The 15,805-nt window shown below is 54.3% G+C and carries 13 protein-coding genes; 11 read left to right on the top strand and 2 right to left on the bottom strand.

Going from position 1 to position 15,805, the window contains the following annotated elements; genetic code table 11:
• Positions 1 to 4 precede the first annotated feature (4 nt).
• On the top strand, positions 5 to 1,264 hold the full coding sequence (locus E2H98_RS04260; RefSeq protein ID WP_133591615.1) for a DUF3466 family protein: 1,260 nt from the start codon (positions 5 to 7) through the stop codon (positions 1,262 to 1,264).
• Positions 1,265 to 1,309: 45 nt separating this feature from the next.
• Here the strand turns inward: E2H98_RS04260 and E2H98_RS04255 are convergent, their stop codons facing one another.
• Positions 1,310 to 2,956 carry an electron transfer flavoprotein-ubiquinone oxidoreductase gene (locus E2H98_RS04255; protein ID WP_133591617.1) on the bottom strand — a complete coding sequence of 549 codons (1,647 nt, stop codon included), beginning with the start codon at positions 2,954 to 2,956 and terminating at the stop codon, positions 1,310 to 1,312.
• Between the two features lie 132 nt (positions 2,957 to 3,088).
• Between E2H98_RS04255 and E2H98_RS04250 the strand changes: the two genes are divergently transcribed.
• The 7 genes from E2H98_RS04250 (at position 3,089) to mnmH (ending at position 12,085) form a co-directional block, all read left to right on the top strand.
• The gene (locus tag E2H98_RS04250; protein ID WP_133591619.1) at positions 3,089 to 3,838 is read left to right on the top strand and encodes an electron transfer flavoprotein subunit beta/FixA family protein; all 750 of its coding nucleotides are present in this window, start codon (positions 3,089 to 3,091) and stop codon (positions 3,836 to 3,838) included.
• Entirely contained in the window at positions 3,839 to 4,780 is a 942-nt protein-coding gene (locus E2H98_RS04245) for an electron transfer flavoprotein subunit alpha/FixB family protein (protein ID WP_133591621.1), read from the top strand.
• 120 nt (positions 4,781 to 4,900) lie between these two features.
• Positions 4,901 to 6,118: an HD-GYP domain-containing protein gene (locus E2H98_RS04240; RefSeq protein ID WP_133591623.1), complete on the top strand. Its 1,218-nt coding sequence runs from the start codon at positions 4,901 to 4,903 to the stop codon at positions 6,116 to 6,118.
• 144 nt (positions 6,119 to 6,262) lie between these two features.
• The gene (locus tag E2H98_RS04235; RefSeq protein ID WP_133591625.1) at positions 6,263 to 7,717 is read left to right on the top strand and encodes an amidohydrolase; all 1,455 of its coding nucleotides are present in this window, start codon (positions 6,263 to 6,265) and stop codon (positions 7,715 to 7,717) included.
• Positions 7,717 to 8,994 carry an amidohydrolase family protein gene (locus E2H98_RS04230; RefSeq protein WP_133591627.1) on the top strand — a complete coding sequence of 426 codons (1,278 nt, stop codon included), beginning with the start codon at positions 7,717 to 7,719 and terminating at the stop codon, positions 8,992 to 8,994. Before E2H98_RS04235 ends, E2H98_RS04230 begins: the two co-directional genes overlap by 1 nt.
• A gap of 71 nt (positions 8,995 to 9,065) precedes the next feature.
• On the top strand, positions 9,066 to 10,886 hold the full coding sequence (locus E2H98_RS04225) for a DUF885 domain-containing protein (protein ID WP_133591629.1): 1,821 nt from the start codon (positions 9,066 to 9,068) through the stop codon (positions 10,884 to 10,886).
• Positions 10,887 to 11,020: 134 nt separating this feature from the next.
• Positions 11,021 to 12,085, top strand: coding sequence for a tRNA 2-selenouridine(34) synthase MnmH (mnmH, locus tag E2H98_RS04220; RefSeq protein WP_157591240.1), 1,065 nt, complete (start codon positions 11,021 to 11,023; stop codon positions 12,083 to 12,085).
• A 225-nt stretch (positions 12,086 to 12,310) separates the two neighbouring features.
• On the opposite strand, the gene E2H98_RS04215 is transcribed toward mnmH, so the two are convergent.
• On the bottom strand, positions 12,311 to 13,006 hold the full coding sequence (locus tag E2H98_RS04215) for an SDR family NAD(P)-dependent oxidoreductase (protein WP_133591633.1): 696 nt from the start codon (positions 13,004 to 13,006) through the stop codon (positions 12,311 to 12,313).
• A gap of 276 nt (positions 13,007 to 13,282) precedes the next feature.
• Here E2H98_RS04215 and E2H98_RS04210 point away from each other — a divergent pair, with 276 nt between their 5' ends.
• From E2H98_RS04210 to E2H98_RS04200, 3 genes are all read left to right on the top strand, one after another.
• A complete protein-coding gene (locus E2H98_RS04210; protein WP_133591635.1) occupies positions 13,283 to 13,519 on the top strand; it encodes a hypothetical protein in 237 nt (78 codons plus the stop codon).
• A gap of 70 nt (positions 13,520 to 13,589) precedes the next feature.
• The gene (locus tag E2H98_RS04205) at positions 13,590 to 14,669 is read left to right on the top strand and encodes a PLP-dependent cysteine synthase family protein (RefSeq protein ID WP_133591637.1); all 1,080 of its coding nucleotides are present in this window, start codon (positions 13,590 to 13,592) and stop codon (positions 14,667 to 14,669) included.
• Positions 14,670 to 14,672: 3 nt separating this feature from the next.
• Complete coding sequence (locus E2H98_RS04200) at positions 14,673 to 15,731, top strand: MBL fold metallo-hydrolase (RefSeq protein ID WP_133591639.1); 1,059 nt, start codon at positions 14,673 to 14,675, stop codon at positions 15,729 to 15,731.
• The last annotated feature ends 74 nt before the right edge of the window (positions 15,732 to 15,805 follow it).

The raw sequence follows: 15,805 nt of genomic DNA, 5'->3' as shown, positions 1-15,805 counted from the left end.
ATAAATGCTGTTACGTATCACCGCTTTGGCGGCTTTGGTGGCTGGTGCTTCATGCCATGCGGCAACAAAATATGATGTGATCGATTTGGGTACTTTGGGCGGCGACTACGCGTTCGCATTTGGTTTGAACAATCAAGGACATGCTGTCGGGAATGCCCAAGGTCCAGTAGTTGATAATGTTCGGCAATTTTCCAATCACGCCTTTATTTGGAATGGCAATGCCACGCCGATGATTAGTGATTTGGGCAATCTCGGCAAGGATGGTTCCTATGCTCGAGCGATCAGCGACAGTGGTTTGGTGGTCGGCTACGCAAACAAAGTAACGGCAACTTCCGAAACCGGTGTCGAAACCATTCTTGAACGTGGCTTCAAAGTCGTACCAGGATCGGCAATGGAGATGCTGCCAACACCAGCGCTGCCAACCCAGAATATGCGCGCTTATGACATCGCGCTGGACGAAACCATCGTCGGCGCCGTTGATGTAACAATCGATAACGCGCAAATTACTCGTGGATACATTTTACCGGCCGGCGCTAGCGAACCAGTTCTGGTCAATGCGCTCAGCGGTGGTCAGGGCTTGGTCCTGCGTGGAGTCAACTCGGTGGCGGGTAAAGCAGTAGGTTTCAACCAGTTTGATGCCAGCACATCGCGGCCACTAATGGTTAATTTGGCTGACCCAACAGTCGCCATTGAATTAACCAGTCTTGGCGGCATTCAGGCCCAGGCATACGCGGTGAACGACCACAGTCAAATTGCCGGATACTCCTGGAACGCCGATAACACCAAGATCAACGCCGTGGTGTTTCAACCAGGTGATTCGTCCAATCCCGTTGTCGATCTTGGGCAACTGGTCGAGCGCTTTAATTCCAGTGCTGCTTACGACATCAATAACCTGGGTCAGGTGGTTGGTACAGCGCGTTCCGCGACAACGGGCTCTACCCACAGCGCCTTTCTTTATGAATTGAATGCGTCGACGCCAGTGATGCAAAATCTCAACGATCTGATTGATTGCAATGCTGATGTGTCACAGCGCTGGCATCTGGTCAGTGCCCAGTCCGTCAACGAAAACGGCGAGATTGTCGGCTATGGTACCAAAGGCAATTTGACCCGTGCATTTTTACTGCGTCCAAGCAGCGACACGACACCGCCAGTTGCCTGCCCGGAGCCACCGCCGTTTGAAGACAAAAACGAAGCCGGAAGCGTTAGCGGGTTTACCGCGTTGTTGGCCCTGCCGATGCTGTTCTGGCGTCGACGTAAAATTTGAACGAATCGAAGTAACAAAAAGGGCGCCAGCGGCGCCCTTTTTGTTTTACATGTTCGGGTAATTCGGTCCACCGGTGCCTTCCGGTGTTACCCATTGGATATTCTGTTTCGGATCTTTGATATCGCAGGTTTTGCAGTGTACGCAGTTTTGTGCGTTGATCTGGAAGCGTGGCGCTTTGCCTTCTTCACGCACCACTTCATACACGCCTGCTGGGCAGTAGCGTTGCGCGGGTTCATCGTATAACGCCAGGTTGTGATCGATCGGAATCGATGGATCTTTCAGCTGCAGGTGGCAAGGCTGATCTTCCTCGTGATTGGTGTTGGAGATATACACCGACGACAGTTTGTCGAAGGTCAGCACGCCGTCCGGTTTTGGGTAAACGATTTTTTTCGCGCGCGAGGCCAGCGTCAGCATTTCATGATCCGGTTTCGGCACGCGCAAGGTAAACGGCAGTTTGCCCCGGAACAACAGCTGATCGATGCCGGTAAACATGACGCCGCCCAAAAGTCCCCATTTATGGAACGCTGGGTAGGTATTGCGGGCCCGATACAATTCCTCATGGACCCAGCTCTGTTCGAATGCAGTTTGCATTTCGGTCAGATCGGCGTGCTGCTTGTCGGCTTTCAGTGCGTTGAACACCACTTCGGCGCCGAGCATACCGGATTTCATCGCGGTGTGACTGCCCTTGATCTTCGGCAGGTTCAAAAAGCCGGCATCACAACCAATCAGTAAACCGCCTGGGAATGACAATTTCGGCAGCGATTGCAAGCCACCTTCGTTCAAGGCCCGGGCGCCGTAAGAAATACGTGTGCCGCCTTGCAGATGTTTGGCAATTGCCGGGTGAGTCTTGAAGCGTTGGAATTCGTCGTATGGCGACAGGTACGGATTGGTATAACCAAGGCCAATGACAAAACCGACCGCGATTTGATTGTTTTCCAGATGATAAAGAAACGAGCCGCCATAGGTGCCGCTATCCAGCGGCCAGCCGGCGCTGTGCACGACCAGTCCCGGTTTGTGTTGCTCAGCTGGCACCTCCCAGAGTTCTTTCAGGCCGATGCCGTAATGCTGCGGATCTTTGCCTTCGCGCAGATTGAATTTTTTGATCAAGTGTTTGCCAAGATGGCCGTGACAACCTTCGGCGAACAGCGTGTATTTGGCGCGTAATTCATAACCCGGTTGATAGGTGCTCTTGTGTGTGCCATCGCGAGCGACACCCATGTCGCCGGTGGCGATGCCGGCAACCGAACCATCGTCATGGTAAAGCACTTCGCTGGCCGCGAAGCCCGGAAACACGTTGACGCCCATCGCTTCGGCCTGTTGACCGAGCCAGCGGCAGAGATTGCCAAGGCTGATGATGTAATTGCCATGATTGCGCTGCTGTGGAATCAGCAACGAGGTCGGCCACGACCAGGAGCTCTTTTCTGACAAAAACAGAAACTCCTCATCGGAAACCGGCGTATTCAGTGGTGCGCCGAGTTCTTTCCAATTAGGCAGCAATTCATTCAGCGCGCGCGGTTCGAATACTGCGCCGGACAGAATATGCGCGCCGATTTCGGAGCCTTTTTCGACGACGCAGACGCTGATGTCCTGGCCATGCTGCTCACTTAACTGGCGCAGACGTATCGCCGAGGCGAGGCCTGCGGGGCCGCCGCCAACGATGACGACATCAAATTCCATACTTTCTCTTGTCATTTTCTGCTCCGGAGATGGTTTTCTTGACCACTAACATTGACCCCAGCGTACAGGTCATGGAAGATCGCGACCCTCATTTGCATGAAGCAAGCACGATTGGAAACGGTCGATTATAAAGCTACGAGGTAAGGCATGAAAATTCTAGTAGCGGTCAAGCGGGTAATCGATGCCAACGTCAAGGCCCGAGTCAAGGCTGATGGCAGTGGTGTGGAAACCGCGAACGTGAAGATGGCGATGAACCCGTTCTGCGAAATCGCCGTGGAAGAAGCGGTGCGTTTGAAAGAAAAAGGCGCCGCCAGCGAAATCATTGTGGTGTCAGCGGGCCCGGCCACCAGCCAGGAGACGTTACGCACGGCGTTGGCGCTCGGCGCCGACCGAGCCATTCATATCGAAGAAGCAAGCGAATTGGAGCCGCTGGCCGTCGCTAAGCTGCTGAAAGCGATTGTCGAAAAAGAGCAGCCGCAACTGGTGCTGCTCGGCAAACAATCGATCGATGGTGACAACAATCAGACAGGGCAGATGCTCGCGGGCCTGCTGGGTTGGCCGCAGGGCACGTTCCTGTCGAAAGTGGCTATCGAAGGCGGCAAAGCGACCGTTGTCCGTGAAATTGATGGTGGTTTGGAAACGCTGAAGCTGGATTTGCCAGCGGTCATCACCACCGATTTGCGCCTGAATGAGCCGCGTTTCGCTTCGCTGCCGAACATTATGAAAGCCAAGCAGAAAAAGCTCGACAAGCTATCGGTTGCCGATCTCGGCGTCGATATCGCGCCGCGTGTGAAAACCCTGAAAGTAGAACCGCCCGCAGCGCGTCAGGCAGGCGTCAAAGTGGCTTCGGTACAGGAGCTGGTCAACAAGCTGCACAACGAAGCGAAGGTGATCTAAATGAGCGTATTGGTTATTGCCGAACACGGCAAAGGTAAACTCGCTGCTTCGACACTGAACACACTGGCGGCAGCAGAAAAAATTGGCGGCGATATTCATTTGCTGGTCGCCGGCAAGGAATTGAGCGCCGTGACCGAGGCCGCCAAACAGGTGCCAGCCGTTGCCAAAGTGCTGGTGCTCGATGATGCCGCGCTGGAACACGTTACCGCTGAGGCCCTGAGCCCGGTTGTCGTTGAGCTGGCGAAAAACTATGGCCATGTGCTGGCGCCCTCGACAACGTTTGGAAAAAATCTGGCTCCCCGCATCGCGGCACTGCTTGATGTTCAGATGATTTCCGATATTCAGGCGGTGGTCTCTGCCGATACCTTCCAGCGCCCGATTTACGCCGGCAATGCCGTTGCCACCGTGCAGAGCAGCGATGCCATCAAGGTCATCACCGTGCGCAGCACCGGCTTTGACGCGGTGACCGCAGAAGGCGGATCGGCAGCGGTGGAAGCCGTCAGTGCCAGCGTTAGCGCCAAAGGCGTCGAGTTCGTCGCTCAGGAATTGACCGTTTCCGAGCGCCCGGAATTGACCTCGGCCCGAGTGATCATCTCCGGTGGCCGTGGTATGCAGAATGGCGAGAACTTCAAGATGCTGGAAGCGTTGGCCGACAAGCTCGGCGCCGCTGTCGGCGCTTCGCGTGCGGCCGTCGATGCCGGTTTTGTACCGAACGATTACCAGGTCGGCCAGACCGGCAAAATCGTTGCGCCAGAGCTCTATATCGCTGTCGGTATTTCCGGCGCCATTCAGCATTTGGCCGGTATGAAAGATTCGAAAGTCATCGTTGCCATCAACAAGGACGAAGAGGCGCCGATTTTCTCGGTGGCCGATTACGGTCTCGTTGGCGATTTGTTCAAGGTGATTCCGGAGCTTTCGAGCGAACTGGACAAATTGTCCTAAAAAGCGGTTCCAAGAAAAAAAAACGGCGCTTCGGCGCCGTTTTTTTGATTCGCCTGACCAGCATTTTGCCGATTCTTTGCTAAGGTTATTCGGGTTCGTGCGCGGAAAGTCATAGCAAAGATGTTGAAGCCGGTAAAAATCGAAGACTTGCAGTTGGGTATGTACGTGGTCGGAGTCTTGCGCCAAACCGGCGATACGATTCTCGCCAACGAAGGCTTGGTGCGCACGCCTCAAGCCCTGGAACATCTGCGCCGCAAGGGCGTGTTGGAAGTGATGGTTGATCCGGCCCGCAGTGTCGATATGACCCCTGCGCAACCTGCCTCCGCTGCTGAACCAACGCCAGCAACAACACTAACCGATGATCCCTTGTCACGCTTGGCGCCCAAAGTCAGCTTCGAAGCCGAAATTGGTCATGCCTCAAAGCTCTATGGTGAAGCTCGCGATTTGCAGTCGAAAGCGTTTCGTAATTTGCAGGCCGGTAGGCCGATTGAAGTCGGCCCGATGCAGCAACTGACCAGCGGCATCATGCAGTCGGTATTTCGCAACAAGGATGCGTTGCTCTGCGTTTCCCGTATGCGCGATAAAGACGCTTATCTGCTTGAGCACTCGATCAACGTTTCCATTCTGATGACGATATTTGCTCGTTATCTCGGATTCAACGAAGCCGAAATCCATGAGCTCGCCACCGGTGCGATGATGCACGACATCGGCAAAATCAAAGTGCCGGATGCGGTGCTGAGCAAGCCGGGTCGTTTGAGCGACGATGAGTTCACCGAAATGAAACGTCATGTCGAATACGGTATCGAGGTGTTGAAGTCGACACCGGGTGTGACGCCAATGATGTTGCGCGTTGTGGCCGAGCATCATGAGCGCTTCAATGGCAGTGGCTATCCGTATGGCCTGGCCGGTGAGAACATTTCCCGCGAGGGCCGCATGGCTGGCATCGTAGATTGTTATGACGCCATTACCGCGACCCGTGTTTACAAGGACAGTTCGCAGAGTGTCGTCGCGTTCAAAATTCTGCGTCAGGACAGCGGCACCCATTTCGATGGCGAACTGGTTACCGACTTCATTCGCGCTATCGGTGTGCATCCGGTCGGCACCATGGTCAAGCTGAAGAGTCAGCGGCTCGGCGTCATCATCAAGAGCAATCTGGCGCAACCGCTGCGGCCGGTCGTCAAAGTGTTCTACAACGCCAAGCTGCGTCAGCATGTGCCGGTGGTCGACGTCGATCTGTCCGACAGCCGTCATGCCGATGAAATTGAAGCCAGCGTCAAACCCGAGCAATTCAAAGTCGATCTGCTGAAATTTTTCCGAATGGCCATCGTCGGCGGTTAATTCCTGACCTGAAGCGGCGGGAATATGTAACAGCCATTGTCCTGGCCATCCAAGCGGCTTGTCATCGAACGTCAGTCTATGTTTCCATCGGAGTTTGTCGTAGAGCCAGTTGACTGGCCCGTTCCTTTCCAATGGAGACTCCCGATGATGCGACCTTGGTGGCAACCGACCGCAACCGCGGCGGCGCTGGCGCTGCTGTGTGTCAGCTGTGCAGATTCCCCCGATTCTTCCAAAACGGCTGAGCAAGCCGAACCGTTCGCTTCCCAGTACCAACCCTTACCCTCAACCCCAACACTGATCAAAAACGCGACGCTGCTGCTCGGCAATGGCGAGCGCATCGATAATGGTCAGTTGCTGCTGGTTGACGGCAAAATCAACGCCGTTGGCACCAATGTTGACGCGCCGGAAAACGCCACGGTGATTGATGCCAGCGGCAAATGGGTGACGCCTGGCATTATCGATGCTCATTCGCACCTCGGGGTTTACCCAAGCCCGGGCATCGAGTCGAGCGAAGATGGCAACGAAATGGTCAATCCCGACACCGCCTACGCCTGGGCCGAACACGCGATTTGGCCACAGGATCCGCAATTCCCGCTGGCGCTCGCCGGTGGAGTCACGACCTTGCATGTTTTGCCGGGCTCGGCGAATTTGTTTGGTGGCCGTTCCGTGACCATCAAGAACGTGCCGGCACGCAGTGTCATGGAAATGAAATTTCCCGATGCGCCGCATGGCTTGAAAATGGCCTGTGGTGAAAACCCGAAACGCGTTTACGGCGACAAAGGCGGACCGATGACCCGGATGGGCAATGTCGCCGGTTATCGCAAAAGCTGGATCGAAGCCCAGCGTTATCGCAATGAATGGAAAAAATACCAAGACGTACTGGCCGCTGCTGATGGAGATGAGTTGGCCGTCATCGACAAGAAACCGGAACGCGATTTGCGACTCGACACGCTGGCCGCCGTATTGGACGGAAAAATTCTGATCCAGAACCACTGCTATCGCGCCGAAGAAATGGCCATCATGATCGAAATCGCCAAAGAATTCGATTTCGAAATCAGCATGTTCCATCATGCGGTCGAAGCCTACAAAGTGGCCGACTTGCTGGCCGAAAACCAGATTTGCGCCGCGATGTGGGCCGATTGGTGGGGCTTCAAACACGAAGCCTATGACATGATTTTCGAGAACATTCCGTTTGTCGACAAAGCCTCGGTTACCAAAACCGTCGATGGCGAACCTGTCGAGCTGAAAGGTTGCGCGGTCGTGCATTCCGATTCGGCGCTTGGTATTCAACGTTTGAACCAGGAAGCGGCAAAAGCAATGGCCGCCGGCAATCGTGCCGGCTTGAACATCGACGAAGCTCACGCGATGCGCTGGCTGACCGAAAATCCGGCCAAGGCCATTGGCATTGATGACAAGGTTGGCACTCTGACCGTCGGCAAAAACGCCGATGTTGTCATCTGGGATCGCAATCCGTTCTCTGTTTACGCCCATGCCGACAAAGTCTTTATCGACGGTGCGCTGATGTACGACCGCTTCGATGCGGCCAAGCAGCCGAAAACCGACTTTGACTTGGGCCTGACCGCCGGAGGAATGCGCTGATGAAACGCTTTACATTAACCGCGTTGGCGCTGACGCTGTCCAGCGTTGTTGCTGCCGACAATATTTTTATTCAGAACGCGATGGTGCACACCATCGGTGACAAAGGCTTGTTGCCGAACGCCAATATTCTGATCCGTGACAACAAGATTGTCGCCGTCGGCAGCGATGTCAAAGCCGATGCCGACAGCCGTGTGATCAATGCCGATGGTCGCTTTGTCACACCAGGTTTGATGAATGCGCATACCGGTCTTGGCACCATCGAAATCGAAGCGATTGATGACACCGTTGATATCGCCACCGACAACGAAGATTTCGGCGCTCATTTCGATGTCAGCGATGCCATCAACCCGAACAGTCCGCTGATTGATTACAACCGGATGATGGGCCTGACTCGCGCTGTCGTCACGCCCGCCGTCAGTCATGGTGTGTTTGGTGGCCGCTCGACCGTGATTCATCTCGGTGACAGCGAGCTGGTCGATTTGACCGGCGTCGCGGTCGTTGCCCGTCTTGGCGAATCGGCGCCCGGCGCCAGCGAAGGCTCGCGTGCCACGGCGCTGATGATGATGCGCGAAGCGTTCGAAGATGCCCGCGATTACGCACAAAACAAATCCGCATATTTACGCGGCGATCATCGTGACTATCGTTTGCCGTATCGCGATCTGGAAGCGCTATTGCCGGTGTTGAATGGCAAGGTGCCGCTGGTGGTTTCGGTCGATCGAGCCAGTGATATCCGTGCAGTATTGAAACTGGCAAAAAACTTCGGCATTCGTTTGATTCTGGTGGGCGCCAGCGAAGGGCATTTGCTCGCCAAAGAAATCGCCGATGCGAACGTGCTAACGATTTTGGCGCCGATGGAAAACACGCCGGGCAGTTTCGACACCCTGTACGCGACGCTGGAAAACGCGGCGAAGCTGCATGCAGCAGGCGTTAAACTGGCATTCACCAGCAACGCCGGTGATTCACCGAGTCACAACGCCCATCTGGTCCGCCAAGGCGCTGGCAATGCGGTCGCTTATGGCTTGCCGGCTGAAGCCGCGTTGGCGGGGTTGACGCGTAATCCGGCTGAAGCATTTGGCCTTGGTGAGCGGTACGGTCAGATTGCCGTCGGTTTCGATGCCGATATCGTGATCTGGAGCGGAGATCCGTTGGAAGTCACCAGTTACCCGGACCATGTGCTGATTAAAGGCAAGGAAATGCCACGTGTATCACGGCAGACCCTGCTGCGTGATCGCTATAAAAATAACCCGGCCGATCCGGCTCGCGTCTACCAAAAATAATATCGATCATTGCCGGCGCTAGCGCCGGCAATGCGCATCAGCAATCGATAAGCTATCGACAAGGAATCGCTATGAAACGTTTTTTTAAATGGTTGGGAATCGGTGTAGGCGCCATCATCGTGGTGCTGGCTCTGGTTGGCATCTGGTTCTGGCATGCGCCATTGCCGAACCTGCATTGGACGCTGAATCGTGCGTTCATGAAAGTGGTCATGGACAGTCCGGAAACACTGACCCAGCTGCACATGCTCGAACAATTCGGTCTGACCTTCCATCAAGACGACCTTGATGACGAATCGATCGCTGCCGGCGATGAAGCCTTGGCGATGATGAAAGAGATAGGCGCCGAGATTCACTCGTTCGACCGCGAAGATCTGCCGTACCAGCAACAGCTTTCCTACGACATGGCAACCTGGATGCTGGACCGAATGGAAAGTGGCGCCGACAAATGGCGTTTTCACAATTACCCGGTCAATCAATTGTTCGGTGTGCAGAATGGTTTCCCGAGCTTCATGGAGTCAGCACACCAGATCAGCGGTGTCTCGGATGCCGAAGACTACAACGCGCGTTTATCAAAAGTCGGTACCAAGTTTTCGCAAGTGCTGGAAGGATTAAAACTTCGGGAAGAAAAGGGAATTCTACCGCCGACGTTTGTGGTCACCAAAGTGCTCGATGAGATGAATGGTTTCGTCAATACGCCGGTCGAAGAAAATATTCTTTACGCGTCGTTCAAGAAAAAGCTCGAAGAAGCCGGTATCGAGGAAGCAACGCAAGCCGGTTTGCTGGCCGAAACTGCCAAGCAAATGCAGGAAAGTGTTTACCCAGCCTATCAATTGCTGATTGATTATTTCACCGCGCTGAAGCCGAAGACCACCAGCGATGATGGTGTTTGGAAATTGCCGAATGGCGATGAGTTCTATCGCTTCGTGCTGCAGATGTTCACGACCAGCGAAATGAGTCCGGAAGAAATTCATGTGCTGGGCTTGAAAGAGGTGGAACGCATTCAAGCCCAGATGCGCGAAATTCTCGCCGCGGAAGGCTACGACACGACCAAGCCGGTCGGTACCTTAATGCGGGATCTCGCCAGTGAAGAACGTTTCCTGTACCCGGATACGCCGGAAGGCCGTCAGCAGATTCTGCAGGATTACCAGCAGATCATCGACGAGATTTCTGCTGGTCTTGACCCGTGGTTTGCGGTGCAACCGAAAGCCGGCGTCAAGGTTGAACGCATTCCGGAGTTCAAGGAAAAAACCGCGCCAGGCGCTTACTACAATCCGCCAGCAATGGATGGCTCACGACCTGGCATTTTCTACGCCAACCTGTACGACATCAACGCCACACCGAAATTCGGTATGCGTACGCTGGCCTATCATGAGGCGGTACCTGGTCATCACTTCCAGATTGCCATCGCTCAGGAACAAAAAGAATTACCTTTGTTTCGCCGAATGGCACCGTTCACGGCTTACACCGAAGGTTGGGCGCTGTACTCGGAACAGCTCGCCTGGGAAGCTGGTTTTCAGAAAAATCCTTACGACAACCTGGGCCGTTTGCAAGGTGAGCTGTTCCGCGCCGTGCGTCTGGTCGTCGATACCGGCATTCACTACAAACGCTGGACTCGCGAGCAGGCCATCGAGTACATGCTGACCAACACCGGCAATGCCGAGTCTGATGTCGTGTCCGAAATCGAGCGCTACATCGTCATGCCAGGTCAGGCTTGCGCTTACAAAGTCGGCATGATCGAAATGCTGAAACTGCGCGAGAAAGCTCAGCAGCAATTGGGGCCGAAGTTCGATATCAAAGCCTTCCATGATGTCGTACTGAAAAACGGTGCAATGCCGCTGGCGACATTGAATAAAGTCATTGATGACTGGATTGCCGAAGTGCAGAAAGGCTGATTCGATTGGCCGAAGAAAAAGAGCCGCGATTCGCGGCTTTTTTTGTCCGGTTTTCCTGAGTGGCTCAATGAGCACTTCATTCCCGGCCATGAGTCCGCGATAATGGCTAACCGAATATGACCGCGCGAAACCGCATGAGCCTGAGCGAACTCATTACTGCCGAACAAGCAATCATGACGCTGCTGAATGCACCGTCATCGACCGGCTTTGTCGATGTGCGTTCCGAAGGCGAATGGCAGGAAGGGCATATCGAGGGCTTTCACAACCAGCCGATTCTGAACAACGAAGAACGTCACCTGGTCGGCACTTGTTACAAACAACAGGGTAATGAGCAGGCAACCGCGCTGGGTTATCAACTGACCGCAGCGCACAAACCGGAACGCGTTGCTGATTGGGCAGCGCAAGCAAACAATGGACAATTGATTGTCTGTTGCTGGCGCGGCGGCGCCCGTTCGCGCATTGCCTGCGAATGGCTGGGCGAGCAGGGCATCAAGACGCTGCGCGTGCAAGGTGGTTACAAAGCGATGCGCGGCTTTTTGCGCGAACGTTTGTTAAATGACATTCCACCATTGTTTGTGCTGTCCGGTGAAACCGGCACCGGCAAAACGCTCGTCTTGCAACGACTGAATGTGCCGGTAATCGATTTGGAAAAGCTGGCGCAGCATCGAGGCAGTGCCTTTGGTGGCACCGGTTCGCAGCCTTCACAACAAACATTCGAAAACCGTTTGGCGCTGGAGTTTTTGCGTCATCGGCATCCGGTCGTTGTCGAAGATGAAAGCCGCCTTATTGGTCGCTGCGAAGTTCCGGCGCCGATCAAGCAGGCGATGTATAACGCGCCAGTTATTGTGCTGACCGCCAGCATTGACGAGCGCTTGCAAAACACCTTTGAAGAATACGTCGCTGAACCATTGCGACTGGGGCATGGTCCGGAGCAACTGCACAAGCGTTTGCAAATGGCCTTGAATAAGATCGCCCGCAGGCTCGGCGGTCTGCGTCATCAACAACTGACAGAAGCACTGTCAAATGCCTTCCGCGATCCGGAAAATGCAGAATCACATCGTGACTGGATTGTGCCGCTGCTACGCGACTACTACGACCCGCAATATCATTACGCGTTTAGTCAGCATCCGCGCGACATCCGTTTTACCGGTGATGCCGCAGCGGTGCAGCAGTTTATTGAGCAACAGTTATTTGCCTGATTCCGCAGCAAAAGAAGTCGTCTCAAAAATAGTCTTGCCGAGCATCCTAATGCCGATCAGTTAAGCACACCCTCTGTCACTCCCGCGCATGCGGGAGTCCAGTTAATGTGCCTAAATTGCCTGGATTCCCGCCTGCGCGGGAATGACAAACGCTTTGTTTGGTACACGACGCGTACTGAATTGGCTAGCATTGCGCCGAGCTCCAGGCATTTTTGAGATGGCTTCTCACCAATCCAGCACTTCCTTGTCTCGCCAAAACAATCCACTTTCGATATCGATTTGCAATGCCAGCCAGACAATCGTTTCAATGCCCTGATCGATATCACGATTGGCATCAGGGCCGCCCATATCGGTTTTCACCCAGCCAGGGCAAACGCTGCTGACGATAATGCCGCGCTCGCCGAGTTCGTCGGCGAGAATCCGGGTCAACACATTGACGCCGGTTTTCGACAAGCGATAGCCGGGATAGCCACCTTCCATTTCACTCAACTGCCCCATGCCGCTGGCGACATTGACGATACGCGCGCCTTTTTGCAGCAGTGAATGCAAAGCCTGCACAACGCGGATGATGCCAAAGGTATTGGTATCGATGGTTTGCTGAATCAGTTTCAAATCCGCTTCCAGCAAGCTGGTGTGATTATTGGTGCGCTTGCTGGTTTCGAGAAATACTCCAGCATTGTTGATCAGTGCTTCAATCGGTTTATCAAGCTTTTTTATCTGCTCGGCAAACGCTTTGACGCTGGCGTCTGAGGTGATGTCCAACGGCAGTACATGAGCATGGGTTTGATTGTCGAACTCGTCCTTGATTTCTTCGGGCTGGCGGCAAGCCAATACGACGTGCTTGCCACTGGCCAGCAGCTTTTCCGCGCTGGCGCGACCCAAACCGCGATTGGCGCCGGTGACAATGAATAATCCAGACATGATGTTACCTCCCTGATGTTGGATGAAGAGCGCGTTTGCGCTCGATCAAATACTCGTTTGCCTTATACGGTAGCGTATGAGTAGGTGAGGGCGATGGTTATTACCGATTCACCATAGCCAAGTAAACGGTTAGAACCAATCGGTACTGATCAGCTTGGCAGGCTCTGGTTAGACTGCTTTATCGCCTAGCGTTACCAGCAGAACCTGCTGCTCGGAAATGCCGAATCCTCGCACTTGTTTCCCCGGATACCTGAATCGCACCATCAAGGAGTAGCCATGACTGAAGTCCGCACCCGTCTCGACTGGTTGAAAAAGCGCAAGGCCGAATTGGAGCAGCGGATTGAGGCAATCAAACGCGATTACGCCGAGGGACTTTCGGCCGACAGCAGCGAGCAGGCGATTGAGCTGGAAAACGCCGAAGTGCTGGCGGAAATTCAGCGTCTGGCCGTCAATGAGCTCGTCGATATCAATCAGGAACTGCGTCGCCTGCAACAGGCCCAGGAAGACGAGTGATCGGCTTGGCCATCGTGTGCTGACCATGGTAGCGTAACGCCCTCGTTTTTGCGGGTTCCATGCACCATTGATGACAACAAAAATTGATCGAGTTTGGGTCGCTAAAGCGATTCAGCATATCGAAGCGGATTTCCAGCGTTCAGCCGATACCCATCTGGTCCCTGTGCCATTGCCGGGTTTTACCGCCCAGCAGCTTTATCTGAAAGATGAATCGATTCATCCAAGTGGCAGCCTGAAACACCGTTTGGCGCGTTCGCTATTTTTGTACGGTTTGTGCAATGGTCAGATTGGGCCGGAAACCACCATCGTTGAATCATCGAGCGGCAACACTGCCGTCAGCGAAGCGTATTTTGCTCGTTTGCTCGGTCTGAAATTCATTGCGGTGATGCCGAAAAGCACCTCACCGGAAAAAATTCGCGCGATCAAATTCTACGGTGGCGATTGCCATTTGATTGATAGCCCTCATCAGGTTTATGAAGAAGCCGAACGCCTGGCGCGCGAATCCGGCGGTCATTACATGGATCAATTCACATTCGCCGAACGCGTCACCGACTGGCGCAGCAATAACAATATCGCCGAATCCATTTTCTCCCAGATGCAGCACGAGCCGCATCCGATTCCGCGCTGGCTGGTCTGCGCGGCTGGCACCGGCGGCACCTCGGCAACGCTGGGACGTTATCTGCGCTACCGCCGTTTTGCTACCGAGCTATGTGTCGCCGATCCGGAAAACTCGGTGTTCTACGACTGCTGGCAACAGCGCCGCTGTGATTTGACGCATGATCGCGGTTCGCGCATCGAAGGCATTGGCCGACCACGTTGTGAACCGTCATTCATCATGTCGGTGGTCGATCAAATGCTGAAAATTCCCGATGCGGCCAGCGTTGCGGCACTGCACGTGCTCGAAGAACTACTTGGTCGTCGTTGTGGTGGTTCCACTGGCACACAGTTCGTCGCCGCGCTGCAATTGATGAGCGAGATGCGTGAGCGCAACGAGGCAGGCAGTGTCGTCACACTGATTTGCGACAGCGGTGAGCGCTATGCCCACACTTGTTACGATCCGGAGTGGGTCAAGGCACAAGCACTTGATACCAGCAGTTGGCAACAGCGTATAAAAGCGGCGGTGGAAAACGGTTCTGCGGTACTGAAGTAAATCATGTCAAAAAAAGTTCGTTTTACTCTTTGGCTTGCTATCTGTTCCTTGCTGGCATTGGCATCGCTGTGGTCCTGCAGCGCCATGCCAATCAATCAGGAAGTCAAACGCGGCGTTATCTACGAAGACGGCCGCTTCCATAGCCCTTGGGGCACGATCGATAAATCGCTGACCGATGTACTCAGCTGGCGTTGGCAGCGCGAGGATCCGGGTTGGCCGCAATCGGTGGCGATCGAGCAAACGGCGCAACTGCCAGCCGTCAGTGACAGCGAGTTATCGATTACCTACATCAACCACGCGACGCTGCTGATTCGCTTGAATGGCGTCACAATTCTGACCGATCCGATTTACGCCGAGCGCGCCAGCTTCGTCTCGTTTTGGGGGCCGAAACGCGTGCACCCTCCGGGTATCGCATTCGACGATTTACCACCTATTGATGTCGTCGTGATCAGCCATAATCATTACGACCATCTTGATCTGGAAACACTGGAAAAATTGCAGCAGCGCGACCAGCCACAATTTTTCGTCGGCCTTGGCAATGAAGTGTTGTTGAAAGACGCCGGTATCGAGCGTGTACGACCAATGGATTGGGGCGAGTCGGTGTTCGTTCGTGGCGTCAAAATCATTTTCGCGCCAGCCCAACACTGGAGCGCCCGCGGCCTGTTCGACCGCAATAAAACCCTCTGGGGCAGTTTTGTCATCATGGACAAAACCCATCGCATTTATTTCGGCGGCGACTCCGGTTACGCCCCGCATTTTCAGCATATCGGTGAAAGCTACGGACCGTTCGATGTCGCGCTGTTACCGATTGGTGCCTACGAACCGCGCTGGTTCATGAAACACCAGCACATCAACCCGGAAGAGGCGGCACAAGCCCATATCGACCTGCGTGCCAAACACAGCATCGGCATGCATTTCGATACCTTTCCATTGGCCGATGAACCGTTTGGCGCGGCCGGCCCGGCGTTTTTGCAACAGCGTCAGGAAAAACAGTTGTCGAATGATAGCTTACTGGTGTTGAAGCCCGGAGAGAGTTGGTCATTTTCGACGCCAGCAATTTAAAGAGGATTTGTGCGAATAAATTCGCACCCACAAAGACAGGTTTTGTAGGTCCGTATATGGACTCCTCCCCTATT

The organism is Permianibacter aggregans (genome assembly GCF_009756665.1).
In the GTDB taxonomy this organism is placed as follows: Bacteria; Pseudomonadota; Gammaproteobacteria; order Enterobacterales; family Permianibacteraceae; genus Permianibacter; species Permianibacter aggregans.
Note: the sequence above shows the minus strand (reverse complement) of the source record. Positions and strands in the feature narration are given on the sequence as shown.